Source organism: Anaerococcus marasmi, from assembly GCF_900290195.1.
Classification (GTDB): domain Bacteria; phylum Bacillota; class Clostridia; order Tissierellales; family Peptoniphilaceae; genus Anaerococcus; species Anaerococcus marasmi.
Map to the genome: position 1 here is coordinate 645,294 of NZ_OLMF01000004.1, position 25,062 is coordinate 670,355.

Genomic DNA, 25,062 nt, shown 5'->3' on the forward strand with positions numbered 1-25,062 from the left:
ATGCTTTCGCATTTTTCACCCTTACATGATATCCTCTCAAAGGTCATTTCATGACCTTTTCGCTTAGTTTTTCGGACTCAGCTACGCTTCGTCTCGAAAATGAAAAATGCTTCGCATTTTCCACCCTTACATGTTGGGACTACTTAATTATTTTTGTAACAACTCCAGATGCAACTGTTCTTCCACCTTCACGTACAGCGAATCTTAGTCCTTCTTCTAGAGCGATTGGTTTTTGGAGTGCGATCTTGAATGTTGCGTTGTCTCCTGGCATTACCATTTCTACGCCTTCTTCTAGTTCGATATCTCCTGTTACGTCTGTTGTTCTAAAGAAGAATTGTGGTCTGTATCCACTGAAGAATGGTGTGTGACGTCCACCTTCTTCTTTTGTTAGTACGTATACTTGTCCTTCGAATTCTGTGTGTGGGTTTACACTACCTGGTTTTGCTAGTACTTGTCCTCTTGAGATTTGATCTCTTGTGATTCCTCTTAGTAGGAGTCCTACGTTATCTCCAGATTCTGCTTGGTCTAGGGATTTGTGGAACATTTCTACTCCAGTTACTACTGTTTCTTTTGTAGCTTCTGTTAGTCCTACGATTTCTACTGTATCACCAACTTTTAGTGTTCCTCTTTCAACTCTTCCTGTTGCTACTGTTCCACGTCCTGAGATTGTCATTACGTCTTCTACTGGCATTAGGAATGGTTGGTCGTTGTCTCTTTCTGGGATGTCGAAGTATTCGTCTACTTGGTCCATTAGGTCAAGGATTTTGTCTGACCATGGGCCTTCTCCGCCTTCTTCTAGTGATTTAAGAGCAGATCCTACTACTACTGGAGCGTTGTCTCCGTCGAAGTCGTATTCTGAAAGTAGGTCTCTGATTTCCATTTCTACTAGTTCGATTAGTTCTGGATCGTCTACTTGGTCTTCTTTGTTTAGGAATACTGCGATTTTTGGAACGCCTACTTGTCTAGCTAGTAGGATGTGTTCTCTTGTTTGTGGCATTGGACCGTCAGCTGCAGATACTACGATGATAGCACCATCCATTTGTGCTGCACCTGTGATCATGTTTTTAACGTAGTCAGCGTGGCCTGGAGCGTCGATGTGGGCATAGTGTCTGTTTGCTGTTTCGTATTCTACTACAGAAGTGTTGATTGTGATTCCACGTTCTCTTTCTTCTGGAGCCTTATCGATGTGTTCGTAGTCTACGTATTCACCTGTACCGTATTTTTTGTTTAGGGCTTGGGTGATTGCTGCTGTTGTTGTTGTTTTACCGTGGTCTACGTGGCCGATTGTACCAATATTAATATGTGGTTTGCTTCTTTCAAATGTTTGTTTGCTCATTTAATCCTCCTAATATACTCATATAGTCTATAATACCATAAAGCTTGCAAAAATTCTATTATTTTTATTATACCATATAGATTTTTATATTAAAACTTCTTGTGAATAAAATTTTCCTTGAAAATTTGCTTTTTATTTTTTATGTTGTACAATTATATATGTGCCACTTTAGCTCAGTCGGTAGAGCGCTTCCATGGTAAGGAAGAGGTCCTCGGTTCAATTCCGGGAAGTGGCTCCATTTTTTTGCCCATTTTTACATTTACATAAGCTATAGGCTAGATACTATTATCTTAATTCTCACAAATTTCTATTGTAATCTAAAAATGTAATCTAAAAAATCGCCCCTATATTTTAGAAAATTCAAAAGATTTCAAAGAGGCGAATTTTAATAATCGAAATTTTTATCTTACTTACACAAGACCCATAAAGTATTCAACACTAATTGCAACTATTACAACTAAGAGCGATGTAATAAATCCGTGAATCATTGGATTAATTCCTGATTTTTTCATTTCCTTGAATTTTGTATTAAGGCCGATTGCAGCAAGAGCTGCTACCATTAAGAACTTGCTTAGGTTTTTTAGTGAATCTAAAGTCTCTGGTCTAAATACTCCAGCTGAGTTTAGGCCAACCATTATCAAAAATCCAAATATAAAATATGGGAGGATTTATGTTATGGATAGTTTGTGACTTTTACTTTTAAATCCTTTTTTTCTCTTAATTCGATTATTAATTAGAGAGAATATAATCACATTTGGAATTATAGCAAGGGTCCTAGTAAGCTTAACCATTACAGCGAAGTCTCCTGCCTTCTCAGAGAAGGCAAAACCCGCTGCTACGACGCTTGACGTATCATTTACAGCAGTCCCTGTCCAAAGACCATAAGCGATATCGCTTAGACCCAAGGCCCTACCCATTATTGGGAAAAAGACTATCATTAGCATATCAAATAGAAATGTAGCACTCATTGCATAGGCTAGGTCAGTATCATCTGCATCTATTACTGGAGATATTGCAGACCCTCCACAAATTCCTGTTCCAGCTGATATAAGATTACTCATCTTCCAATTTAGTCCCAAAGCCTTTCCTATAAAATGACCCAGACCAAAGCAGCTAGCTAAGGTAAAGACCATTACGTATATGGATAATCTACCTACATTTAGGACCATTTTTATATTTAAAGATGCTCCTAAAAGAATTATTGCAAATTTTAGAAGTCGTTTTGATGTAAACTTAATCCCATCTTTCAGTAGACCATCAGTATTTATGTAATTATTTAAGGCCATCCCTATAAATAGGGCAATTACCGATCCTCCTATAAGATGCATAGGTAATATGTTTTCGATAAATTTCGCTATAATAGCAATAAAAATCGCCAGTGCAAATCCTGGTATTATTGATTTAACTTTTTTCAACCCTTCCTCCTTTAAACAATATTAGTATTATATCATATTTGTTTAACTTTAGGGTATAAATATAAGGAAAATAAATTGGGAGGTAAATATGAAATGGAAAGATAGAAGACGATCCTCTAATGTCAATAGAGGCTCCAGGGCTCCTATGGCTGTTGGAGGCGGTATTGGTGGTATCGTAATTATGCTAGTCTTATATTTTTTGGGAGTTGACCCTAGTGTAGTAACAAATGAAAATCAACAAGTAAATCAAAATACTCAAATAGAATCGAGTGAAGTCTCAAAGGAAAGGGAGACTCTAGAGGACTTCTTGTCAGTAATCCTCGCTGATACTGAAGACGTATGGCATGATAAGTTTGAGGAAAATGGCGGGACTTATCATGAAGCACAAATGACCCTTTATCAAGATACAACTAAAACCGGCTGCGGTATAGCCCAATCTAGGATGGGACCTTTCTATTGTCCGGTAGATAAGACAGTATATTTTGATGTATCTTTCTATGATGATCTTAAAAATAGATTTGGAGGTGGAGGGGATTTCGCCCTTGCTTATGTACTTGCTCACGAGGTAGGTCACCACGTCCAAAATGAACTCGGTATTATAAAACAAACTAATGACTTAAGACAGAGATTATCAGAGACGGAATATAACAAGGTATCTGTAGCCCAGGAGCTTCAAGCCGATTATTTTGCTGGTCTTTTTGCCTACTATGTAAAAGAGAAGGGCTATCTTGAAGAAGGAGATATAGAAGAGGCAATGAATTCTGCTTCGGCAATCGGAGACGATAGGATCCAAGAAATGGCCGGCCGTGATGTAGATGTCGATTCCTTCACCCACGGATCTAGCGCCCAAAGAAAAGAAGCCTTCGATTTAGGCTTTAAATATCACGACATAGATCATTCTATGAAGTTTTTTGAAGATTTGAATATGTATTGACAAACTATGAATAATCATCCTAGCATCCTTAGAAGCCTCTCTTAGAGAAGTTTACCTCTCCTAGACCCTAGGCCAATTAGCCTTACTGGTCAGGAGAGGTATTGAAACTTTTCACAGATGTTTTCTAAGGATTATGCTAGGATTTATTTATTTAAAGATCCCTTAAATTCTTAGTTATTTCTCTTTCTTGCTAGCAAATAGAGCACCAAATGATGCAAATAAAGCTATAGCGTATCCCATTACTGAGGATACTCCAGTTTTTACATTTTCTCCGTTTGCTTTCTTTAGATTTTGCTTAGACTCTTTATTAATTTTTCTTTCATCTTTATCTTTATTATGAGAATTTTGACTATTTTCGACTTCTTTTTTATCTAGTTCTTTCGTTTCTTTTACAATTTTTGCATCTGCAAATTCTACTTCACAAAGTCTAGTCTTTAGTACTTCTATTGCTTGGTCAACTTCTTCCCTACTTGCAAACTTATCATTTAAAACTGCCTTAGCTCTATCCACTGCTTCATTGTATTTTTTAATATTAGACTCATCTTCAACTACAGTTAAGTTTTCTACTTTATCAATAAAGCTTTTAAGACTTTCCTTTCTTACATTTTCTCCTTCAATGTGAGGATTATTTATAAAATCATCAGTTTTTTCAATTTTATATAAGTCAACAACCTTTCCACTTGTATCCATTGTTAGGATAGAGAAGGAGTTTTTACTGAATCTTAAATTTGAGAAAAGTTGGCTTCTATCATCAAGACTTTTTGCTACAAACCAAGAGTCTTCCCCTATTGGATTATAGAATTTTGCTCCGGCAGAACCTGCCATTGTTAGAAATAAGGTTCCTCTTGGATTTAATACTTTATTTCCATCATAATCTAAGCCTATACCATCTACTATTACATTACCGTTTTTGTAAATCTTATTGTTAAATGTCTCAGAATACCCGTCCTTTATCCCTGCATTCTCATTACTTGGATTTACTCCATAAGCATCTTCAAAGCTTAAAGTTTTCTCACCAGCTAACATATGTTTGCTTCTTGTGTAGATATGATCGTGACCGTTTAGGACAATGTCAATTCCATTATCATTAAAAATTTTAACTAGTTCTTTTCTTCTTTCGATTATATCAAGGTCAGACGTATGGGTTGCTGTTGAGTATGGAGCATGATGGAAAGAAACTACCTTCCAAGAGAATTTAGCATTTCTCTTATCTTCCGCTTCCTTAATTGCTTTTTCTATAAATTCTCTGTGTTCATTGGAATTTGTATTGTTAGAATTTAAATTAATGAAAAGTGTATCACCATATGTGTAGTAGTAATCTCCAGGAACATATGTCAAACTACCATCTTCGTTATTTTTAGTAAAAGATCCGAGTTCTGATACATTTGGCAAGTAGAAATGGTCTCTAAATACAGTATTTTGCTGGTTGTCGTCGTTTTTGTCCATATAAGTTTCATGGTTACCAGTAACTGTAGAAAAGATTCTTTCTCTAAACATATCATGATCTAGGAAGCTATCGTATTCTCCCTCATATCCCGCTATTTCTACATTATCTCCCATAGAAAAGTAAAAATGTGGATCCATCTTCATAGCCCTATCTATTGCCTTAGCAAAGTCTATTTTATCTTGGTCTACCTTTGCCTGGGTGTTTTTATTTAAACCCTTAGAATCCCAAACACTATCACCTGATCCGATTTGAGGATCCCCAAAGTACGCTAGGGAAAATTCGTTGTTTTCACCAAGAGCTTTGGTCTTTAATGTGTAAGTATCGCTAGTGTATGATGGCGCTTTGATATAGTATGTGTATGTATTTCCTGCTAATATATCCAAGACAACAGTATGAGACATATATCCTTTAGAATCGCCTGTTTGATATACTCGTGAGGCTTTATAAGTTTTCCCATCAAAGACTAGATAACTTTGACTGCTCAAATCATTTCTTACGAAGTAAGTTATAGCGATTTGATTTTCATTATCCCCATTATTAACCACTATGTCCTTGACTGGATCCGTATTTTCTCTAAGGTTGTTACCTGCGTAAGCTCCATCCTTTTTGCCATACTCTCCCTTAGTCTCTTCTAGCTTTTCTTTAACTTCAGGATCGATATTTGTAACATTTTTATCTTCTCCAAATGTATCTCTTTCAGTTTCTGTCGCCCTATTGAACTTATTAGTTCCATCAACTTCTCTAATGTTTTTCTCATTTTTTTCAAATAATACTTCGTCATCTTCTGGTATGTCAGCCTTATAGTTGTTATAATCGTTGATAAAGTTAGAAAGATCTTCTATTTCTTTATCTGATAGGCTAGATACCTCAGTTATTTCATTTGCATTTGTCGTTGAATTTTCCTCATCTGCCCTAACATTTGTACAAAGTGCAGTTGATGAAATAGTACTTATCATCAAGGCTACAATTAGTTTATTGAATTTCATAATTCCTCCTTTATTATCTATACATATATTCTAATATTCAAATATTATATAGGCACTAAAGTTTTGTAAGAAATATGTTAAATTCTCAATAAAAAAACTTGCACTAATTTAAAAGCACAAGTTATAATTAATCTTTATGTAAGCAAATCGGGCATAAGCCCCTGTATATTACTTCGACATTGTCTATTTCGTATTCATTAAGCTCTTTTGGGTATTCTAAGTCATCAACATCCAAATCTTCTATTAAGCCGCAAGACTCACAGATGAAATGGCCGTGATTAGTCTTTTTAAACTCATATCTCTTACTTGACATATTGAAATCAAGTTCCTTCACTAGTTTATGCTCGACCAATAGATTTAAGGTATTATATACCGTCGCCTGACTTATAACCGGATCCACCTTCTTCAAATCCTTATAGATAGTATCTGCTGTAGGATGGGTAGGATGCATTATAAGATAATCCAATATCAGTAGCCTTTGGTGAGAAACCCTTATATTATGCTTAGCTAAAAGCTCTCTGAGTTTGGGTAATCTTTGATTGTATTCTTCATTTCTCAGCTCATTAATTATCTTTTCCACCATTTGCCTCTTTCTAATATTAGAATTATTCTATAATACTAATATACTTATGTTTTGCAAGTTGTCAAATTAAGCAAAAGAAAAGACCCTCACAGAGGGCCCTTCTACTTAAATAGATTAAGCAAGTTCTACTTCAGCGCCTGCTTCTTCTAGTTTAGCTTTTAGTTCTTCAGCTGCATCTTTAGCAACACCTTCAGCTACTGCTTTTGGAGCTGCATCTACTAGAGCCTTAGCATCTTTTAGTCCAAGTCCAGCTGCATCTTTAACAACCTTGATTACGTTGATCTTAGCTGATCCTGCTGATTTAAGAATTACGTCGAATTCTGATTTTTCAGCTGCTGCTGCTTCGCCTGCGCCAGCTGCTGCTGCTGGAGCTGCTGCTACTGCTGCTTGAGCTGTTACGTCAAATTCTTCTTCGATTGCTTTTACTAGGTCAGATAGTTCTAGTACTGTAAGTTCTTTGATTTCTTCTAAAATGTTTGTTACTTTTTCGCTTGCCATTATTATATTCTCCTTTAATCTTTATATTTTATTATTCGCCTGCTTGTTCTTTTTTCTCACGTACTGCATCAAGAGCAAAGGCAATCTTTGCAACTGTGTTGTTAAGATCTCCTGCAAGTGTTCTAATTGGTGCTTGAAGTACGTTAGCTAGCATTGAGTGTAGTGCTTCAGTTGTTGGTAATGTAGCAATAGCCATCATTTGTTCACCAGTTTGGAAGTTTCCTTCTACTACTCCTGCTTTAAGAACTAATTTTTCTTTTTCTTCATCGCCTTCTTTTGTGTAGTCTACTGCAACTTTTGGTCCGTTAACTAAGTCTTCATTTGAAAAGATTAGTGCGTTTGATCCTTTAAGTTCGTCTATGAGCTCATCATATCCTAACTCTTGGAAGGCAAATCTCATCATTGTGTTCTTGTAAACTTTGTATTCAGCATTTTTCTCTCTGAACTTGTTACGTAGGTCTGTAATTTCTTTTACATCCATACGATCAAATCCAACTAATGTTACTGATTGTGCGCTTTCGATTTTTTCTTTAATCTCGTTTACGACTTCTTGTTTAGCTGCTATAGCTTTCTCGCTCACTCTTTCACCTCCTATAGGCTTTGGTAGGTATATAAAAATCCCCACATTAGGCAGATTAATCCTGCCTACATCGGTGGGGATGTAGATTCTTCTTCCCACCTATACGCAATAATTAAACATTTCTGTCTGCGTAGTCTTTGGTAGCCTGTTTATTTGACTTTTATATTATATCACAAAATAAATTTTTTGCAAATTTATTTTTCAACTAAATCCATAGCTCTTGCTGGAGATAACTTGATTCCAGGTCCCATAGTTGATGCAAGAGTAACTGTTTTCATGTATTTACCCTTTGCAGCAGCTGGTCTTGCTTTTGCAACAGCTGTTAGTAAGCTTCTGATGTTCTCAGCTAGTTTTTCTTTTCCGAAAGATACCTTTCCTGTTGGTACGTGGATAAGGTTAGCCTTGTCTGTTCTGTATTCTACCTTACCAGCTTTGATTTCTTCGATAGCTTTTTTAACATCTGGTGTAACAGTTCCAGTCTTTGGGTTTGGCATTAGACCTTGTGGTCCAAGTACTCTACCAAGTCTTCCTACAACTGCCATCATATCAGGGGTAGCTACTACAACGTCAAAGTCTAGCCATCCTTCGTTTTGGATTTTAGCTGCTAGGTCTTCTCCACCTGCATAGTCAGCGCCTGCTTCTAGTGCTTCATCGATTCTGTCTTCTTTAACGAAAGCTAAAACCTTTTGAGTTTTACCTGTTCCGTGAGGAAGGATTACTGTTCCTCTTACTTGTTGGTCAGCGTGTCTGCTATCTACTCCAAGTGAGAAGTGTAATTCTACTGTTTCATCAAACTTAGCACTTGCTGTCTTTTCAATTATATCTAAAGCTTCGTCTAGTGTGTATTCTTGTGTTGAATCGAAAGATTTTTTCGCTTCAATATATCTTTTTCCTCTTTTAGCCATTTAATTCCTCCTGTGGTCTTAGATTTTTATCTCCCACTAATCTTCTACAGTAACTCCCATACTTCTTGCTGTTCCAGCTATCATGCTTACAGCTGCTTCTAAGCTAGCTGCGTTAAGATCTTGCATTTTTGTCTTTGCAATTTCTTCAAGTTGGCTTCTCTTAATTGAAGCAACCTTGTTCTTGTTTGGCTCTCCTGAACCTTTTTGAAGATTGATAGCTTTTTTGATTAATACTGGTGCTGGTGGTGTTTTTGTAATAAAGTCAAATGTCCTATCCGCATAAATAGTCATTTCTACCGGTATTATCATTCCAGCTTGGTCTGCTGTCTTTGAATTAAATGCTTGCACGAATTCCATAATGTTAATTCCGTGTGGTCCGAGTGCTGTACCTACTGGTGGTGCTGGAGATGCAGCTCCTGCTGGTACTTGTAATTTAACTAATGCTTTTACTTCTTTATCTGCCATTTTTACCTCCTTGTGGTTTTGCGGGCTAAGCCCTCCCACTAACTTCGACAGTTACTAAATAGTTTCGATATCTGTAAAATCTAGATCTATAAGTGTATCTCTACCAAACATATCTACAAAAGCTTTGATAGAGCCTTTTTCCTTATCAACTTCTTCAACCTTGGCTACGAATCCTTCAAATGGACCGCTTATGATATTTACATCATCGCCAACATTTACATTGATATTTAAGATTGGTGCCTCATCTTTTACTCCGAACTTTCTAACTTCAGCTGGAGTTAGGGCAACTGGTTTTCCATCTGGTCCTACAAAGCCTGTAACACCTTGGGTATTTCTAATGATATACCAGCTTTTGTTGGTGATATTCATCTTAACCATTACATATCCTGGAAAAAGCTTTCTAGTTTTTACTTTTTTAGTATCATTTTTAACTTCAACATACTCTTCTGTTGGTACGGTTACTTCTAAGATATCAGGGTTTTGTTCATTGTCAATCATCATTTGAATCTTGTCATTGACTCTGTTTTCATAGCCTGTGTAGGTATGAACTACATACCATCTAGCATTTTCCTTGATAGCTTCTAAGTCTCTGTCCTTAGATTCTTCTGTTGAAATTTCTTTATCTTCTGATAAATTTTCTTCTTCTTTGTTTTCTGAGAAATCGTAAGAATCTGTCATTTCACACCTACATTATGATTTGAAGTAGGAATTGGAAGACTTGATCAAGTAGCCAAATTGCCAAAGCTGTTACAGCTGAGATTGCAATTACTATCCAAGAATACTCAAATGCGGTCTTCTTTGTTGGCCATTGAATCTTCTTAAATTCTCTTGATACGCCAGAAAAGAAAGAATCCTTTTTCTTAGCCATATTTGCTCCTACTTTGTTTCTCTGTGAACAGTGTGTTTTTTACAGAATGGGCAATATTTCTTTAGCTCTAATCTTTCGCTATGATTTTTTTTGTTTTTTGTTGTATCATAGTTTCTGTTTTTGCATTCTGTACATTCCATTTTTACTTTATCTGCCATAAAACACCTCCTATTAATTTATACGGATACTTCCATACAAGGTATGATAGTACCACCTTTAGACGGTTTTGTCAAAGATTTTTATTGGTTTTGTGAGAGTTTTTCATAGAATTTTTTCCTTCTTTCTATAAGAAACTTTCTTATATCATCTAAGTCATGGTTGGAAAAGATCTGGTCCTCATAATCTAATAAGATATCTTCTATATCCTCTAGCTCAAAAACTCCCTCGTCATACATCTTTCCTAGAAGATTTTCATCCTTATCATAGTAAACCTTGGGAGGGTAATCTATTAGCTTTGATGTATCCACGGCTATGAAAGACTCTCTTGCATAAACTTTATTTCCAACGACGAGAACAGCTTCCTTTATATCTATTTCTCTTCCCGTCCTAAAATCCTTCATTATATACTAAGACCTAAATCCTTAATTCTTTCTACGATTTCATTCACAGAACTTTCTGCAATTTCATCTGTTTCAGCTTCCACCATAACCCTTATAAGTGGCTCGGTTCCGCTTTTTCTGACCAAGACCCTACCGCTATCTTGTAATTTATCTTCTATTTCTTTAATTTTTCCTTGAACTTCTTTGTTTTCTAGGGTCTCTTCCTTATCTTTTACTTTGACATTGACAAGTTTTTGTGGATAGATTTTTAAGTCTCTTCTTAGGCTTGCTATATCAGTTTTTTCTTCTATCATAGCTTCCATTAGCTTAAGAGATGTTAAGATTCCGTCTCCTGTATTGGCAAACTTCTTGTAAATGATATGTCCTGATTGCTCACCACCTAGTTCATAACCATTTTCATCCATACAAGCGTGGACATATTTATCACCTACATCAGTTTTTACATAGTCAATTCCTAACTCATCAAAAGCCTTGTATAGTCCAATGTTACTCATTACTGTAGTCACAACCGTGTTAGAGTTTAAAGCGCCTTCTTTTTTCATGTACTTGGCAGATATATAAAGGATAGAATCTCCATCTATCACTTCCCCCTTATTATCCACAGCTATACATCTATCAGCATCACCGTCAAAAGCAAAGCCAATATCTAGATTATTTTCTACTACGAATTTTTGGAGATTTTCTATATGAGTTGAGCCTGCATCCTTATTGATATTGAATCCATTTGGATCAGCATTTATCACAAAGGTATCAGCACCTAAGGCATCATAGACAGGTTTTGCTATAGTAAAGCTTGCTCCGTTTGCACAGTCAAGGCCCACCTTAATTCCTTCAAAGGACCTAGTTACAGTTTGGATAAGATAAGCAATATATCTATTTCTTCCTCCAATGAAGTCAACAGTTCTTCCGATGTTTTCATCCACTGCAAGGTCAATATCTTCTATATCACTATCTATATATTTTTCTAACTCTTCTAGGAAAGAATCTTCCATCTTCTCTCCTTCGCTATTAATAATCTTGATACCATTGTCATAGTAAGGGTTGTGGCTTGCTGTTATCATTATTCCACAATCAAAGTCTTCTGTTTTTGTTATATAAGAAACAGAAGGAGTAGGTGTTACGTGCATGAGGTGGGCGTTTGAGCCTGACGAAGTAATTCCTGCAGAAAGTGCAGCTTCATACATATAAGAACTTCTCCTTGTATCCTTACCTATAAGTATCTTTCCATTTCCATTTTTATTTTTTGAGAAGTAATCTCCAATAAATCTTCCTATTTTAAAAGCATGGTATACATTAAGGGTCTTGTTAGCTTCTCCCCTAAATCCATCTGTACCAAAATATTTCATATATGTCTCCTTTGTCTACTTTGAGTAAATTGTTCGTAAGTATTATACCCTTTCAATAAATAAGAAAAAATTTGGGTAGTTATTATATAAGGAGGCTTAGATGAGTTTTAAGAATCTTGGATAGTAAAATTAAGCTAGACACTTTTAAATGAAATAAAAAGCCATTTATGATACACTTAAATTACACAAAAAACATTAAGGAGTATCAAAATGGCTTACAATCATCTTACCATAAAAGAGTTAATTTGGATAGAGCAATATTATAAATCTGGAGAAAAAGTTGCAAATATAGCAAAATATTTGTCAAGAGCAAGACAAACCATATACAATGTAATAAATTGGCTAAAAAAAGGCTCAACCATACAAGAATACTACGACAGCTACAAGAAAAATAAATCAAAATGTGGAGCAAAGATTAAACAATTAAGTGATGAAGAATATGACTATGTTCTTGATAAAGTAAATAAAGGATGGACCCCAGATGTCATAATTGGAAGAGGAGAAATTAAGCTTTCAATGAGCTCTAGAACACTATACAGGCGTTTTAAAGACGGTAGTTTAGATAAAAAACTATTACCAATGAAAGGTAAACGAAAAAAGAATGGAAGTGTTGAAAAAAGAGGAAAGCAAGCCTTTAAAAGAAGTATTCATAGTAGGAATAAATCATATCCTAATTTCAAAAATGAATTTGGGCATTTTGAAGGGGACACCATAGTAGGAAAGAATCATAAAAGTTGTGTAATAACTTTAGTAGAACGAGTATCAAAAGCAATAATAACTTTAAAACCAGAAAATAGGACAGCAAAAGCAATAGAAAATAGGCTAAATAGTTGGTTAGATCAAATTCCTAAACACCTTGTAAAATCAATAACATTTGACTGCGGAAAAGAATTTTCAAACTGGAAAAGTGTATGCAATAAGCATGATATATCAATATTCTTCGCAGATCCAGGCTGCCCAAGTCAAAGGGGGTTAAATGAAAATTCGAATGGTTTATTAAGAAAAGATGGATTACCAAAACAAACTGACTTTAGGCTAAAAAGTGAGACGGATATTGTTTCTGTAGCTAGCTACAGAAACAATATCCCAAGAAAGTCTTTGAACTACAAAACACCGTTAGAAGAATTTATGAATTTAGTGTATTCTGTCTAGGTTAATTTGACAATTGAAAAATTTAAATAATGAAAAATTGTATATAAATGGAGAATATATAGAAAGTAAATCCAACAAATGGATTGAAGTAGAAAATCCTGCCACAGGAGAGATAATAGGAAAAGTGCCTAAGGCAACTGATAGGGAGATAAATCTAGCATGTGAGGCTGCCTATGAAGCCTTTAAGGAATTTTCCAAAACTAGCCTTGAGGAGAGAATTTCTTATATAGAAAAATTTAGAGACTGGCTAGTAGACCATGAAGATGAGATAATGGATACAATCCTTAAAGAGCTTGGAGTTCCTATAAAAATTGCAAAGCCTGGTCAATTTGATAAGCAAATCAAAAGGATAGATACCTTTATCGACCAAGCCAGATTAATAGACTATAAAATCGAAATGAATGGAGGCTTCGTAAGGATGGAGCCAATCGGAGTTGTAGCAAGCCTTACTCCATGGAATTATCCTCTAGGTCAAATTATAATGAAGGTAATCCCTTCAATACTAATGGCCTGCCCTGTAGTAGAAAAGCCAGCCTCAGATACACCTCTTACAGCGTATTTCGTGGCCAAGGCCTTTGATGAAATAGGTCTTCCTAAGGGAGTCTTCAATCTTATAACAGGATCTGGTGCCGAAGTTGGAGATATATTAAATACAAATCCACATGTAGCTATGGTATCCTACACGGGAAGCCTTGCCGGTGGATCAGCTTCTGCAAAAAACGCTATGGATACTGCTAAAAAAGTTGTCCTAGAGCTTGGTGGCAAGTCTCCTGGAGTTTTCGTCAAAGGATGCAATAAGGAAGACGGGGTCAAGCAAGTCCTCGATAGGGTCTATCTAAATGTAGGGCAAACCTGCTCTTGCCTATCTAGGGCTATCATCACCGAAGATATCTACGACGAAGTCCTAGAAGAATTTCTAAAACAATATGACAACTATCCAGTAGGAGATCCAAGGGATGATGCTACTGTAGTCGGAACTCTTTCAAGTAAGAAACAATTCGACAAGGTCAAAGCCTACATCGAAGAAGGAATCAAAGAAGGTGCAAATCTTATAAGAGGAGAAGTTCCTACAGAAACTGAAGTGGGTTATTATGTAAAACCTGCAATATTTACTGATGTTAAGCCAGGTATGAAAATCCACGATGAAGAAATCTTTGGACCAGTTCTTTCTATAATTAAGGTTAAGGACAAGGAAGAAGCAATCGAGGTCGCTAATGCAGTAGACTTTGGCCTATCTTCAGCAGTTTTCGGAAGTGAAAAAGAAGCAATGGATATAGCCTATGAAATAAAGGCTGGAGATGTCTATGTAAACTCCTTCGGAGGAAGCTCAGAACTTCCATTTGGAGGCTACAAGCAATCTGGAGTCGGCAGAGAAGGTGGAAGATTTGGCCTAATGGAATACCTAGAGCCAAAGTCAATCCACACAGCCTAGTCACTAGAGGGCTGTTGTAGAATGAATAAATCGTACCGTTATCGTTAGAAGAACCTCCACGGCAATTTCGCCTCCATCAGCCGGCAGGCACCACTGAAAATTCCCTAAGAGAACCTTCTAACGATGGTACGATGATTATTCATAGTTTTGCAACAGTCCCTTTTTATTTGCTATAATTAAAGTATGAAGAAATTAGATTACCTACCAAGAACAAATATAAAAATGATACATGTAGATGGGTCCTACTCATTTGGAGTGGACTCTATAATACTGGGAGATTTCGCCAAAATGAAGAAGGATAAAGTAGCTCTTGATATAGGCTCAGGCTCTGGCGTCCTTTCTTTTCTTACAAACTCCCTTTATGGGCTTAAGAAGGTCTATGCAGTCGAGATTCAAAAGGCTAAGGCAGATCTTTTAAGAGATAATATATCCTTAAATAATATAGAAAATATCGAGCTTATCAACGACGACCTAAATAATATTGATTTTAAGGAAAATTTTCTCGATTATATAATAACCAACCCACCCTACTATAAAATCACCGACAATATAGGAAATAAGGAAGAGGAATTTCTTATATCTAGGCAGGAAAAATACTTGACGCTAGAAGATATCTTCGACTTTTCTAACAAGACCCTCAAGGATAAGGGCAAGCTATTTATGATTCATAAGCCTGAGAGGATGGTTGAGATTTTCAATAAGTCGGGCAATCTCAAGCCTAAGAGAATCCGTTTTGTAGAATCAAGGGTCTACGAAAAACCCCAGTTTATCCTTATTGAATTTGTAAAAAACGCAAGAGATGGGCTAAAGATAGAAGATCCTTTAGTTATATATGAAGGAAATTCTTACTCAGAAGAGATGAAAGAAATAAATAATTTAGACTAAGGAGGTCTTATGGATTATCAAATATATTTTGTCCCTACACCAATTGGCAATCTAGAGGATATGACTATTAGGGCCATCAATGTCCTTAAGGAAGTTGATGTGATAGCTTGTGAAGATACTAGAGAATCCAGGAAGCTTTTAAATTACTACGAGATAGATAAACCCCTCACCTCTTATCATAAGTTTAACGAATCATCTAAGTCTATAGATATCATTTCCGAGATAAAAAAGGGTAAGACCTATGCTGTTATAACTGACCAAGGTATGCCGGGTATATCTGATCCCGGCCACATCCTCATCAAGAAATGTATAGAAGAAGAAATTACCTACACTATCCTTCCAGGGGCAAGTGCTATAATCACAGCCCTTGTAGGATCAGGCCTAGATAATGACAAGTTTTCCTATTATGGCTTTATACCGAAAAAGTCCTCGGATAAGAAAGTGCTTTACGAAAAGCTAAAAAACGAGGAGAAGACATCTATAATCCTAGATACTCCCCATAATTTCGCAAATACCCTAGCTGATTTTAAGAATCTTTTCCCTAAGAGAAAACTTGCCCTTGCAAGAGAGCTTACTAAAAAATTCGAAGAATATAGGCAAAGCCCTATAGGAGATATAAATATAGAGGATGTAACCCTAAAGGGGGAATTTGTCCTAATCCTTGAAGGAGGAGAGAAAAAAGAAGAATCGATCGAAGCCTATAAGGATCAAATATTAGAATCTTTAAACGATGGTAAACGCACCAAGGAGATCGTAAAAGAGATCAAGAAAAAATCAAAGCTTGGCAAAAACGAAATCTATGACTATGTTTTGGAGTTAAGTAAATGAGAAGAAAAGATAGGAAAAAAGATAAAAATTTCGCCCTAGAAATAATTGATAAAGTAAGCTTTGGAGTAATGACTATCGGTGAAAGTTCCTACTCCCTTCCCCTTAGCTTTGCTAGAGATGGAGATTATCTATACTTTCACGGAGCAAAAATCGGAGAAAAGAACAGTCTTTTGGAGAAGGAAAATCATGTAAGGATAGTCTTTGTAGGAGATAATTACTTGCCCGATCCAATTAGCCATGAGGAGATTATGAAAGAGCCAAAAAAGCTCGCTAAACTTTTTACTCTAAAATACGAATCGGCAATAGTAGAGGGGACTTGTTCTCTAATAGAAGATAAAAAAGAAAGAGACCTGGCCCTTACCCTTATTTGTAAGAAATTCTATCCAGATCTTGATGAGTATATAAAAATGGCAGTTGGAATTAATGGAGATATTACCTCTTGTTATAAAATCAAAATAGAAGAAATCAGCGGAAAATCAAATATAAATTAGGGGACTTTCGTCCCCCCCTTTTGATTATAAAATATTCATTAGCTCTTCTATTGAATTTATCTTATAGGTTGCTTTCTCGCCTTCATGGGATTTTCCATAACCGTAGCTTGCAAAGATAGTTTTTTGCTTATTCTCGTATCCTGCCATTATATCCTCGTACCTGTCTCCAACCATGACATAATCGTCTTTGACATTTTCCCTTAGGATCTTGTACTTATCCATAAAATCAAAGTCTTCGCCTACTAGGTATTTAGAAAAATAGTCATCTAGCTTATAGACTCTTCTCGCCTCATCCATATAGGCTCTTAGGCACTTGCTTAGGATGTATAAGTCGTATTTTCCTTTTAGATAGTTAAGAGTTTTATAAGAGTTTTCGTAAAGTGCCCCAGTTTTTGATAAGTTTTCTCTAATTCTTTTGCCATTTACCTCTATCAGATGATCTTTGTTTGAATCATCCTTTAGGATATCATCCCAGCAGGCCTTTGGGCTCATGCCTATATATTCCTTATAGTCAACACTTTTTGGGTCAATTCCAAGCTCTCTTAAAGTTGTATAGAGAGCTTCCTTGTAGACTAATTCGGTCTTGTGGATGGTCCCATCGAAGTCAAAGATGACTATCATAGGATATCCATTAGATTTGCCATCTCGATTGCTGCAAGAGCCGCTTCACTTCCCTTATTACCAGCCTTAACACCAGATCTTTGGAGGGCTTGGTCTATGGTATCTGCTGTGATTACACCAAATATTACAGGCTTATCACTTTCAAGACCAACATTGGCAACTCCCTTAGATACTTCTGCACAAACATAGTCAAAGTGAGGAGTATCTCCACGGATAACTGCTCCAAGGCAGATTACAGCATCATATTCGTCCTTTTTGGCAAGTTTCTTGGCAACTAAAGGAATCTCGAAGGCTCCTGGAACCCTAATTAGGTCGATATTTTCTTCCTTTGTGTCGTGTCTTTTTAGGGTATCAAGGCAACCTTCAACTAGTCTATCTGTTACAAAGTGGTTGAATCTTGCAACCAAAACCGCATATTTTTTGTCATTTGAAATTAAATTAGCACTAAACTCACGCATTTTCTCTCTCCTTAAATTCTTCTAGTTCGTGACCCATTCTTAAAGCTTTTATTTCTAGATATTTCCTATCTGTTTCGTTTGATTTTATCTCTATAGGACATCTAGACTCTACTTTTATTCCGTAATCTTCTAATTGATTTATCTTATCAGGGTTATTTGTCATCAGCTTAACTGATTTTACCCCAAGTCTATCTAGCATTTCTGAAGCGATCTTATAGTCTCTCATATCTTCAGGAAATCCTAGTTTAAGATTAGCATCCACCGTATCGTAGCCATGTTCTTGAAGCTCGTAGGCCTTAAGCTTGTTAAAGAGTCCTATGCCTCTGCCCTCTTGTCTTAGATAAAGAAGTACACCTTCGCCATTTTCTTCTATGTTTCTTAAGGCCTTGTGAAGTTGACTACCACAGTCACATCTTCTTGAACCTAGTACATCACCTGTTAGGCATTCGGAGTGGATTCTTGTGAGTACTCCGCTCTTTTTGATATCTCCCTTGGTAATTGCTATATGTTCTTTGCCAGTTTTCCTATCAAGGAATCCATAGGCCTTGAAGCTGCCGTATTCACTAGGAAGGTTAACAGGATTGGTTGATATTACATCTACTTCTAGACTCTTCCTATACTCCTTAATCTCACTAACTGTTGTCACCTTTAGATTTAGCTTTTCAGCAAGTTTTAGGAGGTCATCTCCCCTCATCATATGGCCATCATCTGCCATAATTTCACAACAAAGTCCTACTTCCTTAAGTCCTGCTAGTCTTAAAAGGTCAACTGTTGCTTCTGTATGACCGTCCCTTTCGAGAACTCCTCCGTCTTTGGCAACTAGGGGAAATACATGGCCTGGTCTTCTAAAATCACTAGCTTTAGAATCTTCTGCTGCAAGCGCTCTTATTGTATCGGCTCTTTCAAAGGCAGAGATGCCTGTAGATGTATCTACGTGATCTACTGAAACTGTAAAGGCTGTTTCGTGATTGTCAGTATTTTGGACAACCATAGGATTTAGGGAAAGTCTACTGGCTACTTCCTTACCAATAGGAGTACAGATTAAGCCCCTAGCATAGGTTGCCATGATATTTATCATCTCTCCTGTGACATTTTCTCCGGCGCAAATCATATCGCCTTCATTTTCCCTATCCTCGTCGTCAGTAACTAGGATTATTTCGTTTCTTTTAAGTGCTTCTAGGGCTTCTTTAACTCTATTCATCTATAATAGACCCAAAATTGAGTCTCTATCCTCCTTTTTTTCGCTTCTATTTAACTTTTCTACTATCCTTGATAGGATATCTGTTTCTAGATTTACTAAATCTCCAACCCTTCTATTTTTAAGATTCGTCCTAGAGAGGGTCTCTGGTATGAGGGAGACTTCGAATATATCGCCTTGTTCGTAAGATACTGTAAGAGATATGCCATCAATGGCGATAGATCCCTTGTTTACAATGTATCTTCCGATATCCCTCGTAGTTTTAAATCTATAGACATTTTTATTAATTGAAATCAGTCTTCCTACTCCGTCCACATGGCCTTGGACTATGTGACCGTCTAGTCTATCAGAAAATCTTAGGGCTCTTTCGAGATTGACTTCCTTTCCCAAAAGACTTCTATCAAACTTAGTCTTCTTAAGAGATTCATTCATTATATCGGCCTTGTAGTAGGAATCCGTCATCTCAGTAACTGTAAGGCATACTCCGTCAGTCATTATCGAATCTCCTAGCTTTGTATCTTCTAGGACTTTTTGGCATGAAATTTTAATTTCGACCGTATCGGATTTTTGCTTAAATTCCTTAACTATACCTAACTCTTCAGCTATTCCTGTAAACATTATTTACCTCAAACATTACATCAGATCCAAATCTTTTGATTTCATCAATGGAAAATCTCTTGGCATCTTTTATGGCCTTGGCCCCTTCTCCTATAAAGGCAGATCTTGAATCAAGGCCCGATACTACTATTGGAGCCATAAACTGATAAATTTTATCTACTAGGTCTTCTTCTAGGAAAGAGTTATTTATTATAGACCCTCCTTCTACAAGAACTGAGCCTATATTTCTCTCGTAGAGTTTTTCCAATAAGTCCTTAAGATCAACTCTGCCCTCTTTTTCCTTACATCTTATAATTTCTGCATTTATATCTATATCTTTATCAGAAATTGTTGCAATATAAGTTTTTTTATCAAAATTTTCCTTAAAGACTTCGTAGTTTCTATCTATATCAAGCTTATCAGAAAGGATAATTCTATAAGGGTTAACTCCCCCTGCAGTCCTTGAAGTAAGCCTTGGATTATCATTTCTTAGGGTGTTTGCTCCAACTAAGATTGCGTCATATTCACTCCTTAGTTTGTGAACATAGGCCCTAGATTCTTCATTAGTAATCCACTTAGAATCAAAAGATCCTGTAGCGATTTTCCCATCCAGGCTTTGAGCATATTTTAAAGCTACTAGAGGCCTATTATTTTCCATATTGAAGAAAAACTTTTCATTTAATTTTCTTCCTTCGTCTTCTAAGACTCCAGTAATAACCTCAATTCCGGCTTTCTTTAATTTGCTAATACCGTCCACCTTGGGATTGGTATCAAGATTTGCGATAACAACCCTTTTAACTTTCCTTTTTATGACTTCATCGACACAGGGTGGATGCTTGCCAAAATGGGAACATGGCTCGAGATTTACTATCAGAGTAGCTCCTTCTGCGCTTTCCTTAAGATTATTAAAGCAATCGATTTCTGCATGGTCATCGGTATAGCTTTTGTGATAGCCCTTAGCTATTATATCTCCATTTTTAATAAGAATTGCTCCAACCATAGGATTGGTCAAAACCTTTCCAGCACCCTTTCGGGCTAGGTCGAAACATTCTCTCATCAAGTTATCATAATTCATTTCTTCTCCTTTTGGAGACTAAAAAAGTCCCCTTTCAGGGACTTCGAATTTATAAGTATGCAAAATGAGCATAGAAAAACTCTTCTTTCATCCAGACTATACTGTCGGTATCGGAATTTCACCGATTCGGCTTACGCTCGCAGACTTTACTGCCGGTGGAGACTTGCACTCCGCCCTGAAGATTAAATTTATTATTAACTTAATATAAGTATAAGCTATTGTAGAAGTTTTGTCAAGACTTTTTTGAATTTTTATGTAATATTTTAGGAAAACTTGTATTTTTAAATGTTTTACACCTAATAATTTCTAAAGTTATAATCCAGTCCTTATTTTTTACTTTAGAAAAATTCCTAGAAGCCCAATAAAAAAGAAGCCGAAGCTTCTTAAATTATTATCTTTTTTTTCTGTTTTTTCTCTTAGCAGCGTCATTTTTCTTTTTTCTTATAACGCTTGGTTTTTCGTAGTGCTCTCTTCTTCTGTATTCAGAAAGTACACCGGATCTTGCGCATTGTCTTTTGAATCTTTTGATTGCACTATCGATTGATTCGTTTTCTCCAACTCTGATCTCTGTCATCTTCTATCCCCCCTCTCGTATTCGCACTAACTTCCATCAACCTGGTGGCCACTTAAATCCTCTGCCTCCAAGTACATGGAAATGCAAATGAGGCACGCTTTGTCCCCCATCTTCACCGACATTACTTACAACTCTATAGCCGTTTTCATCAAGGCCTTTCTCGCTAGCTATCTTTTTAATACTAGCAAAGATTCGGCTTATGATTTGGCTATCAGCTTCATCTAATGTAGCTATGCTTTGAATGTGCTTTTTTGGTATTACAAGAAAATGGATAGGTGCTTGTGGATCTAAATCGTTAAATGCAATAACATCACTATCTTCATAGATTATATCTGAAGGAATTTCCTTATCTATAATCTTACAAAATACACAATCCATACTTCACCCCCATTAGTATATATTCTACCACAAGAAAAAAAGTGAGTCAATAAAATATGTTCATAAATACTAATCTTTTATTAGACTAATAAAAGGGTAGATATATAGTGAACTAGAAAAAGAAAGGATTATTAATGAAAATTTTAATTTTAGGCTCCAATGGTGGAGTTGCTTCTAAGATTAGTCAAATATTAAAGGATAATAAAGCAGATTTTACAGCAAGTGTAAGAGATGAAAATAAGCTAGATGATTTAAAAAATCAAGGAATGGATGTTAAATTAATCGATGTAGTCAAGGATTCTATTGATGATTTGGCTAAAAGCTTTGAAGGCTATGATAAGATATTATTTTCTGTAGGAGCTGGTGGCAAGGGCGGAGCTGAGAATACAGTAAGTGTTGATTTAGATGGAGCCGTTAAGACTATGATTGCAGCAAAAAAGGCTGGCGTTAATCAATATTATATGATCTCTACTTGGGATTCTTCTAGAGAAGCAGTGGATAATCCTAAAGATCCAATCAAAACCTACACAATTTGCAAACACTATGCAGATTTATATTTGACTGAGCTTTCAGGATTAACCTATACAATAATTCATCCATCAACTTTAAACGATGATGAAGGCAAGGGAAGTATAGAAATAACCGATACTCACTCAACTTCAGTTGCAGTTAATCAGTCTATATCTCGCAGTGATGTAGCAAGTTTTGTATCTAAGCTCCTACTAACTGATAGCTTCAAAAACCAATCAATTCAAATTGCATCAGGTAATACTGATATAGATGAAGCTATAAAAAACATAAAATAAAAAGGCTTAGCACAATTATAAAAACATCGCTTATATCTTATAATTTAAGAAAAGCGATGTTTTTTCTAATGCATAGCCTTTATACGAGCTTACCGACTAGTTCATCATTTTTGATTTCGGTAATTAAGACATCTCTTATTTCATTATCAGCAATATTATCTTCTACATTTACTCTCAGATAGTTTGTAGAATATCCTGACTTAAAGCCATCCATATCGGACTTACTTTCAAATAATACAGACAAGGTCTTACCTATCTGGTTTTTTAGGAAGTTCAATCTATTTACTTCCTCTATTGCTTCTAACTCTTTAAGTCTTTCTTTTTTGATATTGCCATTTACTTCTGGACTCATTGAAGCTGCCTTTGTTCCATCTCTTTTTGAATATTTAAATAGATGGGTCTTGGCAAATTTAATTTCCTTGACGAAGTCTTTGGTATCTTCATGGTTTTTTTCTGTTTCTGTTGGAAATCCTACTATTATATCCGTAGTAAGTCCCGCATTAGGGAAGACTTCTCTTATTAGATCTACCTTTTCTTTAAAGATCTTAGTATCATACTTCCTATTCATCGCCTTTAGAATCTCATCTGATCCTGATTGGAGGGATAGGTGAAAGTGATCGCAAGCCTTTTCTGTCGCCTTCATTCTTTCTAGGAAATCTCTTGTAATATGCCTTGGCTCCATAGAAGATAGCCTAATTCTTTCGATTCCTTCTGTCTTTGAGACTTCTTCTATGACATCTATTAGGCGTATCCCTTCTCTTAAATCTTTGCCGTAACTTGCAACGTGGATTCCAGTGAGGACTATTTCCTTGTAGCCATTTTGAGCAAGTCTTCTTGCTTCTTTCTTGATTGAATCCATATCTCTACTAGAAATATTGCCTCTGGCATAGGGTATTAGGCAATAGGAGCAATACATATTGCAGCCATCTTGGATTTTCATATAGGCACGGGTCATGGCCTCTTGGTTAGATATCTCAAGCTCTTCAATAGTTTTTGTCTCGCTAAAGGATAGGACCTTGTCGATTGCCTTTTTATTTTGGAGGACATTTTCGCAAAGATCTACCACTTCTTCCTTATTTCTTGAGCCTAATACTACATCTACTCCCTCTATTGCTGCTACTTCCTCTGGTTTTACTTGGGAATAGCAGCCCATTACAGCAATTACTGCTTCCGGATTATCTCTCCTTGCCCTTGATATCATCTGTCTAGACTTCCTATCGCTCATATTTGTAACGGTGCAGGTGTTTATTACATAGATATCTGCGTTATTTGGTTTTTTTTCATAGCCTCTAGATTGAAAGATTTCTTCTACGGCTTCAGATTCATACTGGTTAACCTTACAACCTAGGGTTATTATGTTGAATGTGTTTTTCATTAATCAAAAAAGTCCTTTAATTTATCAAAGAAGGATTTCTCTTCCTTAACCTCTTCTCCGCTAACATTGGCATAGGCTTCTAGGGCCTTTCTTTGTTCCTTGTTTAGCTTCTTAGGAGTTATAACTTTGACAAAGAAATAGAGATTACCATTTCTTCCTCTTCTCTTATCATGGATTCCTTCGCCTTTTAATTTAAACTTAGTTCCAGTTTGAGTTCCTGCTGGAATTTCGTAGCTTTTGGTTGATTTAAGGGTAGGGATCTGGATCTCTCCTCCAAGAGCTGCAGTGGTAAAGCTTATAGGCATCTCATAGAAGATATCGAGTCCATCTCTTTTAAATATTTCATGCTCAGCTACCTTAAGCACTAGATAAAGATCTCCGTAAGGACCGCCATTTTCTCCTACATGACCCTTGCCAGATACTCTTATTACATTGTTATCTTCAACTCCTGCAGGAATATCTACCTTGACCTTTTCAGACTTAAATTCCTTACCAGTTCCTTTACAGTTCTTGCAAGGCTCTTCTATAACTTGGCCATCTCCTCCACATTTATCGCATGTAACAGTCCTTGACATAGTTCCAAAAGCTGTTTGGCTAACTTGGTTAACCACTCCCCTACCATTACACTTATCACAAGTGTGGACCTTGCTTGGGTCTTCGCTTTTTTCTCCATGACATACATGGCAGGTTACTTCATGCCTTACTTGGATCTCCTTGCTAACACCAAAGGCCGATTCTTGGAAAGTTAGGTTTACTACTTGCTGTATATCAGCTCCCTTGATTGGTCTATTGGCAGATCTCGCATTTGAGAAGCCTCCGCCAAATAAATCTCCAAACAAGTCTCCAAATATATCTTCAAATCCACCTTGAGAAAAACCAGAAAATCCACCTTGGCCACCCTCGAAGGCGCTTGATCCAAACCTATCGTACTGACTTCTCTTCTCTTCATCAGAGAGGATTTCGTAGGCAAGTGTTGCTTCCTTAAACTTTTCGGCTGCCTCTTCGTTATCTGGGTTTAGGTCTGGATGGTATTTCTTAGCAAGTTTTCTATATTCTCTTTTTATTTCACTTTGGCCTGCGGTCTTCTCTACCCCAAGCACTTCATAAGGGTCTCTCATTTATCCTCCATCCACTAAAAAAGGAGCTGTTGCAATATGAATCCTATCGTCCATCATTAGAGGCTTCTGAGAAAGTCGGTCGATCTGCCTATAATTCATAGGCTTTAGACAGACTCTCTCAAGCTTCTTCTAAATTTCGGGACGATTATTC

At 36.4% G+C, this 25,062-nt stretch carries 28 protein-coding genes, 1 tRNA gene, 1 pseudogene and 1 riboswitch; of the genes and pseudogenes, 8 read left to right on the forward strand and 22 right to left on the reverse strand.

What is annotated here, in order from left to right; translation table 11 throughout:
• Nucleotides 1–139 precede the first annotated feature (139 nt).
• The gene (gene tuf / locus C7D97_RS03420; protein WP_105300730.1) at nt 140–1,336 is read right to left on the reverse strand and encodes an elongation factor Tu; all 1,197 of its coding nucleotides are present in this window, start codon (nt 1,334–1,336) and stop codon (nt 140–142) included.
• Between the two features lie 162 nt (nt 1,337–1,498).
• Here tuf and C7D97_RS03425 point away from each other — a divergent pair.
• Nucleotides 1,499–1,574, forward strand: a tRNA-Thr gene (locus tag C7D97_RS03425).
• 172 nt (nt 1,575–1,746) lie between these two features.
• Here the strand turns inward: C7D97_RS03425 and C7D97_RS03430 are convergent.
• Nucleotides 1,747–2,751: pseudogene (locus tag C7D97_RS03430) on the reverse strand (YeiH family protein).
• An 88-nt stretch (nt 2,752–2,839) separates the two neighbouring features.
• Here C7D97_RS03430 and ypfJ point away from each other — a divergent pair.
• Nucleotides 2,840–3,685 (forward strand): KPN_02809 family neutral zinc metallopeptidase, encoded by an 846-nt coding sequence (ypfJ, locus tag C7D97_RS03435; protein ID WP_105300731.1) that lies wholly within the window; start codon nt 2,840–2,842, stop codon nt 3,683–3,685.
• Between the two features lie 174 nt (nt 3,686–3,859).
• On the opposite strand, the gene C7D97_RS03440 is transcribed toward ypfJ, so the two are convergent.
• From C7D97_RS03440 to glmM, 11 genes are all read right to left on the reverse strand, one after another.
• Nucleotides 3,860–6,118 (reverse strand): metallophosphoesterase family protein, encoded by a 2,259-nt coding sequence (locus tag C7D97_RS03440; protein ID WP_105300732.1) that lies wholly within the window; start codon nt 6,116–6,118, stop codon nt 3,860–3,862.
• Between the two features lie 127 nt (nt 6,119–6,245).
• Nucleotides 6,246–6,698 carry a Fur family transcriptional regulator gene (locus C7D97_RS03445; RefSeq protein ID WP_105301850.1) on the reverse strand — a complete coding sequence of 151 codons (453 nt, stop codon included), beginning with the start codon at nt 6,696–6,698 and terminating at the stop codon, nt 6,246–6,248.
• A 117-nt stretch (nt 6,699–6,815) separates the two neighbouring features.
• Entirely contained in the window at nt 6,816–7,199 is a 384-nt protein-coding gene (rplL, locus tag C7D97_RS03450; protein ID WP_105300733.1) for a 50S ribosomal protein L7/L12, read from the reverse strand.
• A 31-nt stretch (nt 7,200–7,230) separates the two neighbouring features.
• Nucleotides 7,231–7,779, reverse strand: a complete 549-nt coding sequence (gene rplJ, locus C7D97_RS03455) for a 50S ribosomal protein L10 (RefSeq protein ID WP_105300734.1) — start codon at nt 7,777–7,779, stop codon at nt 7,231–7,233.
• 194 nt (nt 7,780–7,973) lie between these two features.
• A complete protein-coding gene (gene rplA, locus C7D97_RS03460; protein ID WP_105300735.1) occupies nt 7,974–8,684 on the reverse strand; it encodes a 50S ribosomal protein L1 in 711 nt (236 codons plus the stop codon).
• Nucleotides 8,685–8,720: 36 nt separating this feature from the next.
• Nucleotides 8,721–9,149: a 50S ribosomal protein L11 gene (rplK, locus tag C7D97_RS03465; protein WP_105300736.1), complete on the reverse strand. Its 429-nt coding sequence runs from the start codon at nt 9,147–9,149 to the stop codon at nt 8,721–8,723.
• Between the two features lie 54 nt (nt 9,150–9,203).
• Complete coding sequence (gene nusG / locus C7D97_RS03470; protein ID WP_015778076.1) at nt 9,204–9,827, reverse strand: transcription termination/antitermination protein NusG; 624 nt, start codon at nt 9,825–9,827, stop codon at nt 9,204–9,206.
• 7 nt (nt 9,828–9,834) lie between these two features.
• Nucleotides 9,835–10,017 (reverse strand): preprotein translocase subunit SecE, encoded by a 183-nt coding sequence (gene secE, locus C7D97_RS03475; RefSeq protein ID WP_105300737.1) that lies wholly within the window; start codon nt 10,015–10,017, stop codon nt 9,835–9,837.
• A gap of 8 nt (nt 10,018–10,025) precedes the next feature.
• Nucleotides 10,026–10,175 carry a 50S ribosomal protein L33 gene (gene rpmG / locus C7D97_RS03480; protein WP_004835249.1) on the reverse strand — a complete coding sequence of 50 codons (150 nt, stop codon included), beginning with the start codon at nt 10,173–10,175 and terminating at the stop codon, nt 10,026–10,028.
• Between the two features lie 81 nt (nt 10,176–10,256).
• Nucleotides 10,257–10,577, reverse strand: coding sequence for an aspartate 1-decarboxylase (aspartate alpha-decarboxylase) (locus tag C7D97_RS03485; protein ID WP_105300738.1), 321 nt, complete (start codon nt 10,575–10,577; stop codon nt 10,257–10,259).
• Nucleotides 10,577–11,923, reverse strand: coding sequence for a phosphoglucosamine mutase (gene glmM / locus C7D97_RS03490; RefSeq protein ID WP_105300739.1), 1,347 nt, complete (start codon nt 11,921–11,923; stop codon nt 10,577–10,579). Before glmM ends, C7D97_RS03485 begins: the two co-directional genes overlap by 1 nt.
• A 210-nt stretch (nt 11,924–12,133) precedes the next feature.
• Between glmM and C7D97_RS03495 the strand changes: the two genes are divergently transcribed.
• The 5 genes from C7D97_RS03495 to C7D97_RS03515 all read left to right on the forward strand — a co-directional run bounded on the left by C7D97_RS03495 (nt 12,134) and on the right by C7D97_RS03515 (nt 16,711).
• Entirely contained in the window at nt 12,134–13,075 is a 942-nt protein-coding gene (locus tag C7D97_RS03495; protein ID WP_105300740.1) for an IS30 family transposase, read from the forward strand.
• A 13-nt stretch (nt 13,076–13,088) separates the two neighbouring features.
• Entirely contained in the window at nt 13,089–14,507 is a 1,419-nt protein-coding gene (locus C7D97_RS03500) for an aldehyde dehydrogenase family protein (RefSeq protein ID WP_105300741.1), read from the forward strand.
• A gap of 183 nt (nt 14,508–14,690) precedes the next feature.
• Entirely contained in the window at nt 14,691–15,392 is a 702-nt protein-coding gene (locus C7D97_RS03505) for a tRNA1(Val) (adenine(37)-N6)-methyltransferase (protein WP_105300742.1), read from the forward strand.
• Between the two features lie 9 nt (nt 15,393–15,401).
• On the forward strand, nt 15,402–16,220 hold the full coding sequence (gene rsmI / locus C7D97_RS03510) for a 16S rRNA (cytidine(1402)-2'-O)-methyltransferase (RefSeq protein WP_105300743.1): 819 nt from the start codon (nt 15,402–15,404) through the stop codon (nt 16,218–16,220).
• Nucleotides 16,217–16,711, forward strand: coding sequence for a pyridoxamine 5'-phosphate oxidase family protein (locus tag C7D97_RS03515; protein ID WP_105300744.1), 495 nt, complete (start codon nt 16,217–16,219; stop codon nt 16,709–16,711). Before rsmI ends, C7D97_RS03515 begins: the two co-directional genes overlap by 4 nt.
• Before the next feature lie 24 nt (nt 16,712–16,735).
• Here the strand turns inward: C7D97_RS03515 and C7D97_RS03520 are convergent, their stop codons facing one another.
• From C7D97_RS03520 to C7D97_RS03550, 7 genes are all read right to left on the reverse strand, one after another.
• Nucleotides 16,736–17,332, reverse strand: a complete 597-nt coding sequence (locus C7D97_RS03520; protein ID WP_105300745.1) for an HAD family hydrolase — start codon at nt 17,330–17,332, stop codon at nt 16,736–16,738.
• The gene (ribH, locus tag C7D97_RS03525) at nt 17,329–17,790 is read right to left on the reverse strand and encodes a 6,7-dimethyl-8-ribityllumazine synthase (RefSeq protein ID WP_105300746.1); all 462 of its coding nucleotides are present in this window, start codon (nt 17,788–17,790) and stop codon (nt 17,329–17,331) included. Before ribH ends, C7D97_RS03520 begins: the two co-directional genes overlap by 4 nt.
• The gene (gene ribA / locus C7D97_RS03530) at nt 17,783–18,991 is read right to left on the reverse strand and encodes a GTP cyclohydrolase II (RefSeq protein ID WP_105300747.1); all 1,209 of its coding nucleotides are present in this window, start codon (nt 18,989–18,991) and stop codon (nt 17,783–17,785) included. Before ribA ends, ribH begins: the two co-directional genes overlap by 8 nt.
• A complete protein-coding gene (locus tag C7D97_RS03535) occupies nt 18,992–19,606 on the reverse strand; it encodes a riboflavin synthase (RefSeq protein WP_105300748.1) in 615 nt (204 codons plus the stop codon).
• Nucleotides 19,587–20,660 (reverse strand): bifunctional diaminohydroxyphosphoribosylaminopyrimidine deaminase/5-amino-6-(5-phosphoribosylamino)uracil reductase RibD, encoded by a 1,074-nt coding sequence (ribD, locus tag C7D97_RS03540; protein ID WP_105300749.1) that lies wholly within the window; start codon nt 20,658–20,660, stop codon nt 19,587–19,589. Before ribD ends, C7D97_RS03535 begins: the two co-directional genes overlap by 20 nt.
• A 75-nt stretch (nt 20,661–20,735) precedes the next feature.
• Nucleotides 20,736–20,847, reverse strand: a riboswitch (FMN riboswitch).
• 204 nt (nt 20,848–21,051) lie between these two features.
• Nucleotides 21,052–21,234: a 30S ribosomal protein S21 gene (gene rpsU, locus C7D97_RS03545; protein ID WP_105300750.1), complete on the reverse strand. Its 183-nt coding sequence runs from the start codon at nt 21,232–21,234 to the stop codon at nt 21,052–21,054.
• Between the two features lie 36 nt (nt 21,235–21,270).
• Nucleotides 21,271–21,612 carry a histidine triad nucleotide-binding protein gene (locus C7D97_RS03550; RefSeq protein ID WP_105300751.1) on the reverse strand — a complete coding sequence of 114 codons (342 nt, stop codon included), beginning with the start codon at nt 21,610–21,612 and terminating at the stop codon, nt 21,271–21,273.
• 134 nt (nt 21,613–21,746) lie between these two features.
• Here C7D97_RS03550 and C7D97_RS03555 point away from each other — a divergent pair, with 134 nt between their 5' ends.
• Complete coding sequence (locus tag C7D97_RS03555) at nt 21,747–22,418, forward strand: NAD(P)H-binding protein (RefSeq protein ID WP_105300752.1); 672 nt, start codon at nt 21,747–21,749, stop codon at nt 22,416–22,418.
• Between the two features lie 79 nt (nt 22,419–22,497).
• Here C7D97_RS03555 and mtaB read toward each other — a convergent pair whose 3' ends face one another.
• Both mtaB and dnaJ read right to left on the reverse strand, forming a co-directional pair.
• On the reverse strand, nt 22,498–23,793 hold the full coding sequence (mtaB, locus tag C7D97_RS03560) for a tRNA (N(6)-L-threonylcarbamoyladenosine(37)-C(2))-methylthiotransferase MtaB (RefSeq protein ID WP_105300753.1): 1,296 nt from the start codon (nt 23,791–23,793) through the stop codon (nt 22,498–22,500).
• Nucleotides 23,793–24,911 carry a molecular chaperone DnaJ gene (gene dnaJ, locus C7D97_RS03565; protein ID WP_105300754.1) on the reverse strand — a complete coding sequence of 373 codons (1,119 nt, stop codon included), beginning with the start codon at nt 24,909–24,911 and terminating at the stop codon, nt 23,793–23,795. The genes mtaB and dnaJ overlap by 1 nt, the downstream gene beginning before the upstream one ends.
• Nucleotides 24,912–25,062 lie beyond the last annotated feature (151 nt).